Annotated in this window: 17 protein-coding genes, 1 tRNA gene, 1 rRNA gene and 1 other RNA gene; 2 read left to right on the top strand and 18 right to left on the bottom strand. The window is 29.3% G+C overall.

What is annotated here, in order from left to right; translation table 11 throughout:
* From KQI77_RS08170 to KQI77_RS08180, 3 genes are all read right to left on the bottom strand, one after another.
* Window positions 1-203: ribosomal RNA gene (locus KQI77_RS08170) — 16S ribosomal RNA — on the bottom strand; the annotation flags it as partial.
* Window positions 204-740: 537 nt separating this feature from the next.
* The gene (locus KQI77_RS08175; RefSeq protein ID WP_216389959.1) at window positions 741-1,670 is read right to left on the bottom strand and encodes a GNAT family N-acetyltransferase; all 930 of its coding nucleotides are present in this window, start codon (window positions 1,668-1,670) and stop codon (window positions 741-743) included.
* A 27-nt stretch (window positions 1,671-1,697) separates the two neighbouring features.
* Entirely contained in the window at window positions 1,698-2,444 is a 747-nt protein-coding gene (locus tag KQI77_RS08180) for a ThiF family adenylyltransferase (RefSeq protein WP_216389960.1), read from the bottom strand.
* 291 nt (window positions 2,445-2,735) lie between these two features.
* On the opposite strand from KQI77_RS08180, the gene KQI77_RS08185 reads away from it, so the two are divergent.
* On the top strand, window positions 2,736-3,428 hold the full coding sequence (locus KQI77_RS08185) for a 5'-methylthioadenosine/adenosylhomocysteine nucleosidase (protein WP_216389961.1): 693 nt from the start codon (window positions 2,736-2,738) through the stop codon (window positions 3,426-3,428).
* A 224-nt stretch (window positions 3,429-3,652) separates the two neighbouring features.
* On the opposite strand, the gene KQI77_RS08190 is transcribed toward KQI77_RS08185, so the two are convergent.
* The 10 genes from KQI77_RS08190 to dnaX form a co-directional block, all read right to left on the bottom strand.
* The gene (locus KQI77_RS08190) at window positions 3,653-4,912 is read right to left on the bottom strand and encodes a DUF1015 domain-containing protein (RefSeq protein ID WP_216389962.1); all 1,260 of its coding nucleotides are present in this window, start codon (window positions 4,910-4,912) and stop codon (window positions 3,653-3,655) included.
* 18 nt (window positions 4,913-4,930) lie between these two features.
* Window positions 4,931-5,839 carry a D-2-hydroxyacid dehydrogenase gene (locus tag KQI77_RS08195; protein WP_216389963.1) on the bottom strand — a complete coding sequence of 303 codons (909 nt, stop codon included), beginning with the start codon at window positions 5,837-5,839 and terminating at the stop codon, window positions 4,931-4,933.
* Between the two features lie 177 nt (window positions 5,840-6,016).
* Window positions 6,017-6,184: a hypothetical protein gene (locus KQI77_RS08200; protein WP_216389964.1), complete on the bottom strand. Its 168-nt coding sequence runs from the start codon at window positions 6,182-6,184 to the stop codon at window positions 6,017-6,019.
* 82 nt (window positions 6,185-6,266) lie between these two features.
* Window positions 6,267-7,454: an ABC transporter permease subunit gene (locus KQI77_RS08205; RefSeq protein ID WP_216389965.1), complete on the bottom strand. Its 1,188-nt coding sequence runs from the start codon at window positions 7,452-7,454 to the stop codon at window positions 6,267-6,269.
* Entirely contained in the window at window positions 7,455-8,369 is a 915-nt protein-coding gene (locus KQI77_RS08210) for an ABC transporter ATP-binding protein (RefSeq protein WP_216389966.1), read from the bottom strand.
* A gap of 204 nt (window positions 8,370-8,573) precedes the next feature.
* Complete coding sequence (locus KQI77_RS08215) at window positions 8,574-8,855, bottom strand: pro-sigmaK processing inhibitor BofA family protein (protein WP_253289398.1); 282 nt, start codon at window positions 8,853-8,855, stop codon at window positions 8,574-8,576.
* Between the two features lie 16 nt (window positions 8,856-8,871).
* Complete coding sequence (locus KQI77_RS08220) at window positions 8,872-9,147, bottom strand: DUF2508 family protein (RefSeq protein WP_216389967.1); 276 nt, start codon at window positions 9,145-9,147, stop codon at window positions 8,872-8,874.
* 111 nt (window positions 9,148-9,258) lie between these two features.
* On the bottom strand, window positions 9,259-9,855 hold the full coding sequence (recR, locus tag KQI77_RS08225) for a recombination mediator RecR (protein ID WP_216389968.1): 597 nt from the start codon (window positions 9,853-9,855) through the stop codon (window positions 9,259-9,261).
* Between the two features lie 216 nt (window positions 9,856-10,071).
* Window positions 10,072-10,419, bottom strand: a complete 348-nt coding sequence (locus KQI77_RS08230) for a YbaB/EbfC family nucleoid-associated protein (protein WP_216389969.1) — start codon at window positions 10,417-10,419, stop codon at window positions 10,072-10,074.
* 116 nt (window positions 10,420-10,535) lie between these two features.
* On the bottom strand, window positions 10,536-12,161 hold the full coding sequence (dnaX, locus tag KQI77_RS08235) for a DNA polymerase III subunit gamma/tau (RefSeq protein WP_216389970.1): 1,626 nt from the start codon (window positions 12,159-12,161) through the stop codon (window positions 10,536-10,538).
* 145 nt (window positions 12,162-12,306) lie between these two features.
* Between dnaX and KQI77_RS08240 the strand changes: the two genes are divergently transcribed.
* Window positions 12,307-12,795 carry a dihydrofolate reductase gene (locus KQI77_RS08240; RefSeq protein WP_216389971.1) on the top strand — a complete coding sequence of 163 codons (489 nt, stop codon included), beginning with the start codon at window positions 12,307-12,309 and terminating at the stop codon, window positions 12,793-12,795.
* A 111-nt stretch (window positions 12,796-12,906) separates the two neighbouring features.
* On the opposite strand, the gene KQI77_RS08245 is transcribed toward KQI77_RS08240, so the two are convergent.
* The 5 genes from KQI77_RS08245 to KQI77_RS08265 all read right to left on the bottom strand — a co-directional run bounded on the left by KQI77_RS08245 (window position 12,907) and on the right by KQI77_RS08265 (window position 16,632).
* The gene (locus tag KQI77_RS08245; protein WP_216389972.1) at window positions 12,907-13,845 is read right to left on the bottom strand and encodes an LCP family protein; all 939 of its coding nucleotides are present in this window, start codon (window positions 13,843-13,845) and stop codon (window positions 12,907-12,909) included.
* A gap of 224 nt (window positions 13,846-14,069) precedes the next feature.
* An RNA gene (gene ffs, locus KQI77_RS08250) (signal recognition particle sRNA large type) lies at window positions 14,070-14,334 on the bottom strand.
* 170 nt (window positions 14,335-14,504) lie between these two features.
* Window positions 14,505-14,951 (bottom strand): nucleoside deaminase, encoded by a 447-nt coding sequence (locus KQI77_RS08255; RefSeq protein ID WP_216389973.1) that lies wholly within the window; start codon window positions 14,949-14,951, stop codon window positions 14,505-14,507.
* 141 nt (window positions 14,952-15,092) lie between these two features.
* Window positions 15,093-16,340, bottom strand: a complete 1,248-nt coding sequence (locus tag KQI77_RS08260; protein ID WP_216389974.1) for an HlyC/CorC family transporter — start codon at window positions 16,338-16,340, stop codon at window positions 15,093-15,095.
* Between the two features lie 215 nt (window positions 16,341-16,555).
* Window positions 16,556-16,632: transfer RNA gene (locus tag KQI77_RS08265), tRNA-Arg, on the bottom strand.
* Between the last annotated feature and the right edge of the window lie 193 nt (window positions 16,633-16,825).

Below are 16,825 nucleotides of genomic sequence, written 5' to 3' on the forward strand. Positions count from 1 at the left end.
TATCGCTGTTTCATGCGAAACTACGATCTTATGCGGTATTAATCTCCCTTTCGAGAGGCTATTCCCCACTATGAGGTAGGTTGCCCACGTGTTACTCACCCGTCCGCCGCTAATCCACTTCCGAAGAAGCTTCATCGCTCGACTTGCATGTGTTAGGCACGCCGCCAGCGTTCGTCCTGAGCCAGGATCAAACTCTCAATAAAAAGTTTAATCATCAATAGCTCTTAAAACTTACTCATAAAGAATTGCTGGTTCTTAATTTATTATTCTGTTCAATTTTCAAAGACCAATTTTTCTTCGTCACCCTCAAGCGACTTCTTTATCTTATCACTTGATTCAGCATCTGTCAACAACTTTTTTAAAACTTTTTTTGTTTTCTTGTTGTTATTTGTCTGCCTCAGCGACGTGTCTTATAATAACACATATTCATAACATGTGTTATATACGTTTGTTCATTACGATCATTTATGTTCTTATTCCTTTAATTTTCTTTATTTTACTCATTATTTCTCCAAATGATACACTCCGACATGTTTACTTTCACTTTAAACACTTATTAATTTGAAATTTTCAAATTCAGCATTTATGCTCACATAATTTTTATATTTTTCTACAATTTCAAATTTAATATACTTTCTTAAAAGAGTAAAAAAAAAGTTAGCATAAAAAATATTGTAGTGTTTAAGCTTTAATAAGTTTACAACATTTAGCTAACTTAATTTTTTGTATATTATAAATTTCTATGATTTTATCTTATAATATGTTATATGATCTCTCCATTTTCCATTAATGAACAAATACTTCTTATTTATACCTAATTCCTCAAATCCGCATCCCTTAAGCACACCTTTAGAGCGCTCATTATCAACTAACGCTGATGCTTCAAGTCTATGTAAACCTAATTCATTAAAAGCATATTCAGTAATCCTATTCACTACTTCTTTCATATACCCTTTACCTTGGCATCCCTTATCTATAGAATATCCTATTATCCCACTTTTAAATATTCCATATACTATATTAGAAATTTTTACTTTACCTATCAATTTATTTTCTTTAAATATACCACAATCAACTGTAGTACCACTTAAATACTGTCTGTAACTCTCTTGAAGTATCCTATTTTGGACTTCTACAGTATAAAATGATTTATCTCTTTTAGGTTCATACTCTTCTAGGTGTTCTTTATTATCTATATAATATTGTAATAACTGTTCTGAATCTTCAGGTGTTAGTACTCTAATCATTAAATTGTTTGAATATATAGTACTATAATCATTTCTTAAACTATCTTGATACTCGCATCTATTAATCCCCATAATTAATTCATTAAAAAATTCACCTTGATTATATATATTATTGGATAATATTCCTTCCAAATTAAATCCCAGATTCAAAAATGATGATGTTGGGATATTCTCATGTATATATATATTTACTTTTTCTACTTTTAAGTTCTTAAATAATCCTTGCAAGATTACTCTTAGAGATGCTTCTAACAATTCTAATTCTTCTCGTCTATAAAATTTTAATCTTATACTATATTTCTTTGCATTATCTTCTATCTCTATTAAATCAAATCTACCAATTATTATTTTATTTCTATCTCTAATTATATACTCATTATCATTATTTGAATTACACCCAACAGTTACCCCTAAGTTATCCATATTATTTTTCACCTACATCTTAAAATATTATCTTACTATACCTAATATATCTTTTATAACTTCTCCCGCAATTATCATACCAGCTACTGGTGGAACAAAAGATATACTTCCCGGCACTTGTCTCTTCTTTATGATACTCTTATTAGGATCAGTATTACAAGTTGTTTTAGGTTTTTCCTGTGTAGGTTTTTGAGGAACTTCTTCCGAATATAGAACTTTTAAACTCTTAACACCTCTTTTTCTCAATTCATGTCTCATAACTTTAGCTAATGGACATATTTTTGTATCATATATATCTGCAATTTTAAACATTGTAGGATCTAATTTATTTCCTGTTCCCATTGAAGAAATTAATTTTATTCCTTTTAGTTCACAATATTCCGCTAATGCAATTTTCGCTGAAACTGTGTCTATTGCATCAACTACATAATCTACATCTTCCGGAATTACTTCAGGAATATTATCTTTTAATATAAATGTTTTATGAGTTGTAACATTACATTTACTATTTATAGATAGAATTCTCTCCTTCATTACGTCTACCTTTATTCTTCCAATAGTGCTCTCTGTTGCATGAACTTGCCTATTTAAATTAGATATATCTACAGTATCATCATCAACAATTATTATATTTCCTACTCCTGCCCTTGTAAGTGCTTCAACAACAAAACTGCCTACTCCACCTACTCCAAACACCATAACTTTACTATTACTTAATTTATCTAATCCATCTTCTCCAACAATTAATCCTGTTCTAATAAATGCTTCATTCATACTAAACTCTCCTTAATGTTTATTATTAGCTATCGTATTCCATTTTTAACTGAACCTATATTAGCAAATTGAATAGGTACTGTCAACTTTATCTTATTTTATTGTAATCACATTAAAACGTACTTATACTCTTATTTATTCATTTATTTTATCTACTATATTTGATAACTTATAGAATATTTTTATAGCTAAATTTTACTTTACATATTTTATTGTAAAATATATTTGATGAATACTATTATTTTTTTTGGTAAAATATTAGTATAAAAAATTTTTTAAAGGAGTTACAGTATGAAATTAGGTATTATCGCTGCTATGAGCGAAGAATTAGATTTATTATTACAAGACATGCAATTAACAAATAAGCAAAATATTGCTAACATAACATTTAATGAAGGTACTCTTTTTGGTAAAGATGTTGTTGCAGTTGTTTGTGGTATAGGAAAAGTTAATGCTGCTATATGCACTCAAATTTTAATAACATCTTTTGATGTTGATAAAGTAATAAATGTTGGAGTTGCTGGAGGCGTGAAGAAAGATATATATCCAGGAGATATTGTTGTTAGTGATTCATTAGTAGAACATGATATGGATTGTTCTGTTTTTGGTGATGCTATAGGACAGATTCCAAGAATGGATACATTTGATTTCAAGGCAGATACATCTCTTATTTCTTTAGCAAAAGATGCCTGCTCAAAACTAGAAAATGTAAAATCATACATAGGTAGAATTGTATCTGGTGATCAATTTATTGCAAGTCCAGAAAAGGTTCAATATTTAGAAAAACAATTTAATGCTTCTGCATGTGAAATGGAAGGAGCAAGTATAGCACATGTATGCTACTCTAATAATGTTCCTTTTGTTATAATAAGAGCTATTTCTGATAATGCAAATAATGGAGCTCATATGGATTTTGAAAAATTCACACCTATAGCAGTAAAGAACTCAACAGCTATTATAAAAGAAATGGTTTCTAATATGTAATAAATATTACTTATACACAGTAAGCAAAAAGAATCCACAGTTTTAATAAAGATACTTGTGGATTCTTTTTTACTATTGTGTATAACTTTTTTATATTTAGAAATTATGTCGTTTATAAAAATATATAATATTGGTACTTTTCCGTAGATTTAAAATTTATATAATTTCCTATAGAATAAAAAAATCAGAAGAGCTTAACACTCTTCTGATTCATACATAGTATACTATTCTTCACTTAACTTATGAATAAATAATCCACTTCTAAGCTTTGGTTCAAACCAAGTAGATTTTGGTGGCATAACTTCCCCTATATCAGCAACTTTCATAATATCACTTACTTCAGTTGGATACATAGAGAATGCTAATTTCATATCACTGTTAACTCTTCTCTCAAGTTCGCCTATTCCTCTTATTCCACCAATAAAGTCTATTCTATCTGAAGTTCTAACATCTTCTATTCCTAGTATAGGTGTTAATACATTATTTTGTAGTATAGCAACATCTAAACTATCTATAGGATCTTCAGCATTGTAAATGCCATCTTTAGCCTTTAATAGATACCACTTATTATCAACATACATTCCAAATGTATGCTTTTCAGCTGGCTTTACAGCCGCATCTTTTTCTGTAACTTCAAATTTTTCTTGAAGCTTTTGAATTAATTCTTCTACAGACAATCCATTTAAATCTTTAACAACTCTGTTATAATCCATTACCATTAAATCATTATCTGGGAATGCAACTGCTAAGAAGTAATTAAATTCTTCTTCTCCTGTATAATTAGGATTTTCTGCTCTTCTCTTCAATCCAACCTTTACAGCAGAAGCTGATCTGTGATGTCCATCAGCTATATAGAAGCTCTTAACTTCTTTAAATAATTCTATTATTTCATCTATTATTATTGGATTATCTATAACCCATACTATATGTCTTATTCCATCTTCAGCCTTAAAGTCATAAACAGGCTTTCTCTTATCGTAATTACCTTCTGTCCAAGCTCTTATAATTTGAGTTGCAACTTCATGCTCTTTGTATGTCAAGAATATAGGACCTGTGTTAGCATCACAATAATCAACATGATTGATTCTATCTTGTTCCTTATCAGCTCTAGTAAATTCATGTTTTTTGATATTATTATTTATATAATCATCAATTGAAGCACAGAATACTAATCCTGTTTGACTTCTACCATTCATTATTTGTCTGTATATATATAAACAAGGTTCTTCATCATGAATATATTCACCCTCATCAATCATTCTATCCAAATTTTCTCTAGCTTTTTCATAAACCTTCTTATCATGGACATCAATTGATGGATCTAAATCTACTTCAGCTCTATCTACATGTAAAAATGAATGTGGGTTGCCTTTAACCATTTCTCTAGCTTCTTCTGAATTCATTACATCATATGGAAGTGCTGCTATTTGTGACGCAAGTTCTTTAACTGGTCTATATCCCTTAAATGCTTTTACTGTTACCATATTTAAGGTTCCTCCTAATTATAGATTAAAGAATTCTTTTATTGTAGATACTACTTCTTCACCAATTCTTGTTTGAGCTTCATTAGTTGCTGCTCCAATATGTGGAGTAACACTTACTCTTGGATGGTTTACTAATTCAGTGTTCTTAGTTGGTTCTTCTTCAAATACATCTAAACCAGCTCCTGCTACTTTACCACTATTTAATGCATCTAATAATGCTGCTTCTTCTACTACTTTTCCTCTAGCACAGTCTACTAAGAATACTCCATCTTTCATCATATCGAATTGAGCTTTTCCTAATAATGAACCTTGCTTCTTATCATATGGAACATGTAAAGATATGAAATCTGAAACTTTTAATAAGTCATTTAATTCTAAGAATTCATAGTTTAATCCTTCTTGTTTACCAAATAAATCAGTATAAACTACTTTCATTCCTAAAGCTTCTGCTTTAGTTGCTAATGAACGACCTATTCTTCCCATTCCTATAATACCTAATGTTTTTCCTGCTATTTCAGTACCTTGGTATTTCTTCTTATTCCATTCACCATTTCTCATTGTAACATTTGCAATTGCTATATATCTAGCTAATGCAAACATATGTCCTAAAGCTAATTCAGCAACTGAATTAGAACTAGCATTTGGTGTGTTCTTAACAGTTATTCCTTGAGCATTTGCTGCTGGTATATCTATATTATCAACACCTACTCCTGCTCTAATAACTAATTTTAATTTACTACCTGCTGCTTTTTCACTTACATCAGCTGTTACTTTTGTAGCAGATCTAACTATTAATACATCATAGTCTCTTACTGCCTCTCCTAAATCTGCTTGATCAACATGATCTGTTACTACTTCAGCACCTGCATTCTTTAATGCTTCTACTGCTGATGCTTCTAATCCATCGTTAGCTAAAACTTTTATCATTTTACGATTCCTCCCCCAATTTTGTAAGTTTGCTTATATATGCCATATTATATGACATATCCCCAAAAATTTTATTATTATACTTAGTTGATAAAAAACAACTTATCATTAATTTTACTACTTTTTACCTTTGAGTACAATTATTTTAATAATATTTTTGCGCTATTAATAAATTTATTATTCAAAATACAATACAGACTCAGTTTCTCTGCAGTATTTTACACACATACATTGTGCCAACTTCCTAGGACATTTATAGCATAAGCAACCGGTGTCCTTGCCATCACATTCACCCTTCTTCATCTCTGGACAATCAGCGCAATTAACTCCATTCCCTGCTGCCATCAATCTACATCTCCTTTTTTTGATATTCCATTATATATTATCAAAAAAGGAATGCAATTGAAAGCATTCCCTTATTATTAAATTATATCAATATATCCTTCTTCTTAAATACTATATGCCCAATAGTGTAAGATAATACTATTGTAATTATCATAACAATTATACTTGTACTAGTTGTTATATTAGCATTCTGATATTGATAGCACAAATCACCTTTTAATAAAGATACCGGATTACCATATGTTATAAATACATAATGTGCTATACTTGCAACCTTACTTGACATACTCATAACCATTGTAAATGCTACTGTACTTACAACAGATATAGCCATAGTTATCATACTACTCTTGAATAAACATGAAATTAAGAATATGAATGCACAACAAGCTACTATAAATAACATTTGTAATCCAAAACTTTCTAGCAATAACTTTCCATAAGATATATAATGACCAGTTCCACTAATTTGTTCTATACTTTTTGATCCATTTTCTATAACTTCTTTAAACTTTACACCTGTTAACACTCTCATTTTATTTGCATCAAATCCATATATAAGTCCTAAAACACCATATGCTAATCCTTCTAGCACTCCAATTAATCCAATTGTTGTAGTTGTTATAGCAATAAACTTAGAGAATAGAACCTTACCTCTAGATATAGGTTGAACTAATAAAAATTTTAATGTAGGTGGAGTACATTCTCCTGAAACTATATCACTCATAAACACAGCTATTCCACATACTAGTATCAATGTTCCTAATAAGCTCATAAAAAATAATAAATAATTTGTTCCATTCATTTCCCATGATTCAACTGGTTCTATATCGTTATCTAAATAATAATTAAGATTATCTATTTCTTCTTGAATATCAGCTTTATCTTCTTCACTTGTAGCCTCTTCTAATGCTAATTTATTTGCCTCTACCTGACTCTTATAAGATTCTCTCCAATCTTCTTTTGTTTGCCCCTTTGCTTTTAATGCTTCATAATTCTTCAATTCATCTTTATAATATTGTAATTCATTTTCTGCAACTTTTTTATCAGTTTCACTATCACTTGATGATATTTCTTCTTCATACATATTAATCATGCTCTTGCAATCTTCAATTTTATAGTCTAGAGATTGATATCTTTTTTGATCATCTGATTGTAATTTAAAAATATACCCCATACCTACTACTAGTAGTACAAAAAGTCCAACTACAATCCAAGTTTTAGCTCTTCTAAATATCTTAATATATTCATTCTTTATTAATGTAAGCATTTATCTAGTTCCTCCTTCTACTAATTCCATATATCTTTGCTCTAATCCTTTTCTGTTTTTGTAGAACTCTTCAAGATATACTTTATTGTCCAATAATTCTTTTATTATTTCTGTTATCTTATTTGATTTAATTATCACATGAATTTCTCCTTCTGCTATCTTAACAGATGTTACTTGAGGACATTTCTTTAACACTTCAACAGCATTATCTATATTACTTGCTACAATTAATGTATAACTATCTAGATCTGTTGCCATAGTATGTTCATGTATATCTTCTACTGATTTAATAACTCCATTATTAATAAATGCCACCCTATCACATAAATTCTGAACTTCACTTAAAATGTGTGATGATATAAATACACTCATCTTTCTATCTTTTGCTGCTTTTTTAACTATTTCTCTAAAATCCATTATTCCTGAAGGATCTAACCCATTAGTTGGTTCATCTAATATAAGTAACTTAGGATTACCTATTAATGCTGCAGCAAGCCCTAATCTCTGTTTCATTCCAAGAGAATATTTACTTACCTTATCATTAATTCTATCTTTCAAGCCTACTAATTCAATTAACTTTTCCACTTCTTCTTTTGGTACTTTTCTTATTCTAGCTATCTGCATCAAATTTTCTCTTCCTGAAAGATATTTATATAATTCAGGATTTTCTACCACTGCTCCTACATCGTGCAAAGCTTTTTCCTTATTCTTTATAACACTATTTCCACATATGACTATATCCCCTGTAGTAGGTGCTATAAGACCAACTAACATTCTTATTGTTGTTGTTTTACCTGCGCCATTAGGTCCCAAGAAACCAAATATTTCTCCTTCCTTTATGTTAAAACTTATATCTTTTATTACTTCTCTTTTACCAAAGACCTTTTTGATCCCCTTTACTTGTAATACGTCCATAATACGCCTCCACTCTCTCTTAATATCTTTATCATAATAATAATTTCTTAACTTAAAACTCAACTTCACCTTAAAATTTTCTTAACAAAAATTAAGATGCATAAACACTTTGTTTAAGATACTTACCCACAGATTTGACTCCTATATAATAAAAAAAGCTGAGTCATTACTCTATATCAAGTAAAACTCAACTTCTCTATAATATCACATAAAATTCTGAAATATAATTAATGCTATTATCCCAGGTACTCCTAATATTCCTGCAATCAATGCAGTCACTACATTAATCCCTATAGATATTCCAAAATAAATTCCTACCATATTCACTAAATATAATAATACAACACCAACTATTCCATTAAAGATAAGCTTCAAAGGAAGTTTTAATATCTTAAGTAAAAAATATAACACCACTATACCAATTATACCTATAACCAATAGCTCTAGTTGTGGATTCTGTTGTATCTTATGAATTATATCCTCCAAATTCTCTCAATCCTCTCTATCTCTCTAACTTCATACATTTATCTAAAATATATTCTCGTGACACTTCAATTCCTTCTTTCTTCGCTAATGCCAATAGATATTCATATCTCTTCCTAGCAACAGCTTCTGAATATATTGCCACTTCTATTAAATTGGTGTCTTGAACATTATCAAAAAGACTCCTTGCATTCTCTAATTCCTTTATTGTATCGTTAATATCCTTCAATAACTTATCTTGTTTTTTATTTATATTTACCTTATTTATTACATATTTTATACTTATCTTATCCATAATATGTGTTCCTCCAAATATTTTGGGCTATATACTATATTTTATCCATATATTGTCTGTAATATACTAAGGTATCTATATTATTTACAAGATTTTATTAATTATATATATTTATATTTCCTTTCTTCCTTCTAATGCTTTTGAAAGAGTAACTTCGTCCGCATATTCCAAGTCTCCTCCAACAGGTATTCCTGCAGCTATTCTAGTAACTTTAACCTCTAAAGGTTTAAGAATTTTTGATATATACATTGCTGTGGCTTCTCCTTCTACATTTGGATTTGTTGCTAGTATTACTTCTTTTACATCATCTGTCATTCTAGATACTAATTCTCTTATTCTTATATCTTGAGGGCCTCTACCTTGCATTGGTGATAAATTGCCATGAAGAACATGATATAATCCATTAAATTCTTTTATTTTCTCTATAGTCATTATATCTTTAGGTTGTTCAACTACACATATCACACTTTTATCTCTATTAGGATTTCCACATATAGCACAAGGATCACTATCTGTAAAGTTTCCACACACAGAACAATACTTTATTGTACCTCTAGCTTTAACTAACGCATCTGCAAATTCTTTAACTTCATCTTCTGGAAGATTAAGTACATGTAGAGCTAACCTTTGAGCAGTTTTCTGCCCTATACTTGGTAACTTTGCAAATTCTTCTATTAACTTCTCTATAGCAACTGGATAAAACTCCATTATAATCTCACTTTCCTCTCTTAAATCACAGGTTTCAAAACTTATTTTAAATTTTCTACTTCAATATAACTATTTTCAGGTCTCTTCTAATCAAAATAATTTAATCTCTCTAAAAATTAACACTTATGTTTATAAATTTTTTATACTTCCCTTGTGCATTAATAAAGGCATACAGAAAGATAAGCAAAACTCTCTGTATGCCTTTAAAAACATTACTTAGAATAATCCTGGAATGTTTAATCCACCTGTTAACTTACCCATTTTGCTAGATGTTTCTTCATCAACTTTTCTTAATGCTTCATTTACAGCACTAAGTACTAAGTCTTCTAACATCTCAACATCATCTGGATCAACAACTTCTGGCTTAATACTAATTCCTAAAATTTCTTTCTTTCCATTGATCTTAACTGAAACAGCTCCACCACCTGCTGCAGCTTCAAATTCTGCTGTTTCCATTTCTTTTTGCATATCTTCCATTTGCTTTTGCATCTTTTGAGCTTGCTTCATTAAGTTATTCATATTTCCGCCGCCAAATCCGCCGCCTGGAAATCCACCTCTTGCCATATACATATCCTCCTTACACGATAATATATTATTATAAAATAGTATCCTAAATTATACAATACTATATTGCTATTGTTCATTATAACATAATTTCTATCATTGTCTGTATCAAAGTCTTATTCATCTATAAATTCAACCAAACTTGGATCTATATTTTCTGTAATTAATTCTTCAATAGATTCTTGTGGCATATCATCTGTTTCAACTACATATCGTACTCGTACAGCTTCACCTAATCTTTCTGAAAAAATCTCATTAACTATAGTAGTATTATCTGCTTTCTCTAATCTTTCCTTATTAAATGCATAATCCTTGGTAAATAGTACTGTAATTATTCCCTTTGAACATTCAACAGGTTTACCACATATCATTGATGCATATATAAGCATATTACGCCTTGCTTTTATTGTTTCTAATATATCTTTCCATGCTCTCTGTACATCAGTTAATGTGCTTTTTGCCTCTTCATTCTTAGGTATATTACCATTTATCCTATTAACTTGTTTATTGTTATCAGGATTCTTATGTACAACATTCTTAGGTGATTGACTGCTTATTTGTGCTTTGTTACTAGTTATAACTTGAACTTTACCACTCTTAATGGTTTCTTCTAGCTTATTAATTCTTGTTAATATAACTTCATTAGATGTATCATATTCTATCTTGCACATTTTAACAACTGCTAACTCTAAATATAACCTTGCTTCCTTACTAAGTTTAGCATTGTTTTCTCCTTCTTGTAGAATTCTTATGTCTCTCATAATTTCTTCTACTCTTATTCTAGCCCCTTGCTCTTTTATAAACTCGATATTCTCTAGAGACATATCTAATACTTCTTCCGGATTATTAGTTACTTTTATCATAAGCAAATTTCTAAAATGTGCTATTAAATCTTTTATAAATATATATATATCCTTACCAGCTAAAACTATGTCTTCTATTACTAGCATCGCCTTCTCTATATCACGTTCAATAATAGCTGAAGTTATCTTAAATAAACTATCGTTAGTAACCAATCCCAACATACTTATTACATTGTCATATTCTATCTTGCCATCTCCCATAGCTATTGCTTGATCTAATATACTAAGAGCATCTCTCATAGCCCCATCAGATGTTCTTGCAATTAAATCTAAACTTTTGTCATCTGCTAGAACACCTTTTGTATCTACAATATTCCTAAGAGAGCTTGTTATTATGTCTTTAGTAATTCTCTTGAAATCAAATCTCTGACATCTAGATAATATTGTAATTGGAAGTTTATGTGGATCTGTAGTTGCTAATATAAATATAACATTAGCAGGTGGCTCTTCTAATGTCTTCAAGAAGGCATTAACAGCTCCTATAGATAGCATATGAACCTCATCCATTATATAAACTTTATAACGTGCTTCTTGTGGCGGATACTTAGAATCCTCTATAATATCTCTTATCTTATCCACACCATTGTTAGATGCAGCATCTAATTCTGTAACATCTATTGCCAATCCTTCATCAATCTTCTTGCACATCTCACATTCATTACATGGTTCTCCATCTTGCAAATTGAGACAATTAAGCGCCTTTGCCATAACCTTCGCTGTGGAAGTCTTACCAGTTCCTCTAGTACCACAGAATAAATATGCATGCGCAATAGTATCATTCTGTATCTGATTCTTCAGAGTGGTGGTTATATGTGATTGTCCTACTACTTCTTTAAAATTCTTAGGTCTCCATTCCCTATATAATGCTCTATATGCCATAAATAATCACTCACCTCTCTCCATTAATACAATTAAAATCATCTAAACTTTATTATACACTAATAAAGTTTATGATAAAATAGATAAGTGTCTGAAAAATAAGAAATTAATTATATATAAATATATAGAAAGGTATGGTGATCTCGTGTTCTCATTAATAGTTGCTATAGCTGAAAATAACGTAATAGGTAAAGATAATAAACTAATATGGAATATTCCTGAAGACCTAAAAAGATTCAAAGAAATAACAACAGGCAAAAGTATAATTATGGGGAGAAAAACATTTGAATCTCTGCCAAGAATCCTACCTAATAGACACCATATAGTAATAACTCGAAATACCAATTATGTATGTAACAATTCTAATGTTACTATCATAAATAACATAGATAAACTACTCAAAGAGTACTTAAACTCAGAAGAAGAAGTAATTATTATAGGTGGTGCTCATATATATAAATTATTATTACCTTATTGTAAAAAAATATACTTAACTAAAATCTATAATTCTTATGATGGAGATACTTTTTTTGATATAGATTTTTCTAAATGGACACCTTATTATACTTCCGAAAAATTATTAAGCACAAAAAATAATGTCTATTATCAATTCATAGACTATAAAATAGATTAATTTAACTATCATAACTTAATCAAGTATAGTCCTTATTTCTGTATTCTAAAATACTAATATTTTTATATTAATAAAAATATTAGTATTTTAGAACTAGAAATATCTATATATTTAATCATATATAAATTTATTTATTTTCTTTGCAGTTGTTTCTTTATCAAAGTTTAACATATAACCTTTATCTGTATACTCATTCCACCAATCTCCATCATTAGGAAACCTATTTTCTTTTATATTCTTATCAGAAATAGACAAAAGTATTTTCCCTATATCTAATATATCAGAATAACTAAGATTAGTTTCTACATATGGTAGAATATCCGAAATAAAATTATTAATTTCTAATATATTAAGTGTATTTACTTTTTGAGCTATAGTTTTAAATACCTCTCTTTGTCTTTTAGTTCTCATAAAATCATCACCTTCAGTATATCTTATTCTACAATATGCCACAGCTTGTGTTCCTGTTAAATGTTGATATCCTGATTCTTTTATATGGGAGTCTTGCGATTTATTAATACTATTTATAGAATCTATATAACATTGAATGTATTTTTTTTCTTCCTCATTAACATCAATATCTATTCCTCCAAGTTTATCAATAAGCTTTGGTAATCCCTCTAGATTAACTTTTACGTAATCAACTATAGATAAATTATAATTTTCATTTATAGTTTTTAATGTTAAACTAGCTCCTCCTATAGTCATACTCCAGTTTATTTTCCCTTCTCCATAATTAGGAATATAAACTAGCGAATCTCTCATAATAGACGATAACTTTATACTCTGAGATTCTTTATTTATAGTTAATATCATTATACAATCAGATAAACCAATATTATCAACTCCTAAAAGAGCTATATTTATTACACTTCCTTCCTCATTAACTTGCTCTTTATTATTAGCTAATACACTACTAGAATCTATTTCTATTTTATTCATCTTATCATACAGATAATAACTATATCCTACAAATACCCCAAACAGTATTATTAATATTGATATAACCAATATTATGACTACTATTATTCTCCTTTTTAATCTTACCAATTATTCTCCTTATAGAAACTCCCACTAATATTATATTGGTAAGATTTGTAAATATTCTATTTCTTTGTAAACTTCTTCGCAAAATCTCTACAAACAAAATATAATTCCCTAAATAGGACAAAAAAGAAACTTCATAGCATTGTATGAAGTTTCTTTTTTGTCCTATTTTATCATCCTATAAAGAGACTTTATAAAATTATGATAACTAAATTCATTAAATTAAACCGTGCACCTCAACTCGATGATAATCAATACACGTTACCTATACAGTTAGCTCAAGCCAGATTGATCCACGTCACACGAAAGTGACCACTTATCGCTGCTTCCTTCCAGACCTGACGAGGTTCATGGGTTCCGTTGCGTGGGACCTGACTATCAACACCACTTATATAGGGACAGACTGCACAGATTAAAACCTCCTCAAGGAATTCAATCTTGCTATAGCGGATTGCAAGTTACAAGGCACCGCTAACTCCCCATCTAGCACGGCAATGGTAAAGAGAAGAGGCATCGAACCTCTCATAACTATATTAGTTATGCTTCCCAGCAATATACTTATTACTTAAAGGCTCTTCACATCAAGTACTTATTCAATATATAAGTTACTAAATTATAATATCATAACCAAGTTAATTCATCAAGGAAAATAATATTATTTTTTATTTTAACTTATTTCTTTTATGTATAAAAAAATTATTAAGTATGTCACTACATCTTTCATCATACTCCCATATAACTTCTATAAATGAACCTAATCTTCTATTATCTGCAAGATTAATTACAGATCCACAACATCCCATATCTTGATTAAATGTTCCTATATGTAATTTAGATATCCTACTTTGAAGTATAGCTCCCATACACATCATACATGGTTCTAAAGTTACATACATATCACACCCTGATAATCTCCAACTTCCAAGTTTATCACAAGCTTCTTTAATAGCAATAATCTCTGCATGCATAGTTACATCTTGTGTTTCTTCTCTTTTATTATACCCACTAGCAATTATCTCATTATCCTTAACAATAATTGCACCTATAGGTACTTCTCCTTTTCTATAAGCTTTTTCTGCTTCAATTAATGCATATCTTAAAAAATCCATTTAGCATATCTCCACTTCTTTAACATGTTTTATAGGAAGTATACCTTTAAAGCCTTTAAAAATCATACTTCTAATTATGAAATTTATATATTGCTTAAACATCAATAAAAGGACTGTACTCTAAACAGTCCTTTTATTAAATTAAGTATATATTCTTACTTTTTTTATACGATTCTTTTCTACTTCTTCTACAACAAACTTAATGTTATCTATAACAACTTCCTCATGCTCTTCTGGTATTCTTCCAAGTTCTTCTATAATAAGTCCCCCAACAGAATCTAATTCTTCAGATTCCATATTGACACCTATAAGATCACTTATATCATCAAGTTTTGCACTACCATCTACTATATATTCGTCTTCTTTAACTACCTTAATCATTTCATTATGTTCGTCATATTCATCTTCTATGTCACCAACTATTTCTTCGATTAAATCTTCAATAGTTATTATTCCTACTGTTCCACCATATTCATCTAAAACTATTGCCATATGGTTACGAGTTTTTTTCATCTCATTTAGGACTTCTTTTATTTTCTTAAATTCAAATGTATAAAAAGGTTCTCTGGCATAATCTAAAACATTAAATTGTAGATTATTTTTTTCTTGTACAATTAAGTCCTTAACATTCAAAACTCCAACTATGTTATCTATTGTATCATCATATATAGGAATTCTAGAAAATTGTTCTTTTCTTATAATTTCTAATATTTCCTTATAAGAACTATCCTTATTTATAGCTACAATATCAACTCTTTGAATCATAACATCTTTTACTTGAGCATCTACGAAGTCAAAAACATTGAAAATCATCTCTTTTTCAACATCTTCAAGAACTCCTTCTTCTTCACTAACACCTACCATTGTTTTTAATTCCTCTTGTGTTATAAATGGTTCAGATGCTTTTGGATCGCCTCCAAAAAGTTTTATAAATACAGAAGATACTCCTGTAAACACTGCTATTAATGGTTTTAAAACAACAACTACTATACTTATTGGTTTCGCTACCTTAAGTGAAATCTTTTCTGAATTTTGCTTTGCTAGAGACTTTGGAGTTATCTCTCCAAATATTAAAACAAGCACTGTCATTACTCCTGTTGCTATTGCTACTCCACTGCCTGCGCCAAATAATCCAGTCGCTATTGTTGTTGCTATTGCAGAAGATGCTATATTAACTATGTTATTTCCTATTAATACTGCTCCTAAAAGCTTATTAGGATCATCAACTAATTTCTGAAGTCCTTTTGCTCCTTTGACACCTTCTTCAACTAAATGTCTTGTTCTAATCTTACTGATTGACATCAATGCTGTTTCTGACATTGAAAAAAATCCTGATAACAACAACAATACAATCAATAAAATAATTTCCCACGTATAACTAGGGTCCAACTAAAATCACTCTCCCGATTTTTAAAATTTTATATTTTTAAAATTAATTATACCATATGTTTATTATTTTTTATATATTATTAAGGAATATTTTTCTATTTATATTTTTTAGAACCATACTAACAATAAATGTACCTTGTTCAATTAAAATATATTTTATTACATACAAAAAAAGTTGCAACGCATTGATAAAATACAAGGTTTGCAACTCTTCATGGTGTTCCCGAGGTGATTCGAACACCCGGCCTACCGCTTAGGAGGCGGTCGCTCTATCCAACTGAGCTACGGAAACATAATATATTTGTAAACTTACACATTTGATTTTATTATACTTATCTTTTATTGTCAACTTTCATATGACTTGATCAGCGGTAAAGATTAAATTTATTTATATTGAATAAATTTCTCATAATCTCGCCTTTAAATTGTCTGAAAATTTTGAAAATTTATCTTTGCTTGTTTTTTAAAAAACGATAAACTAGAGC

This window comes from Clostridium sp. MSJ-8, assembly GCF_018918325.1.
Lineage (GTDB): Bacteria > Bacillota > Clostridia > Clostridiales > Clostridiaceae > Clostridium.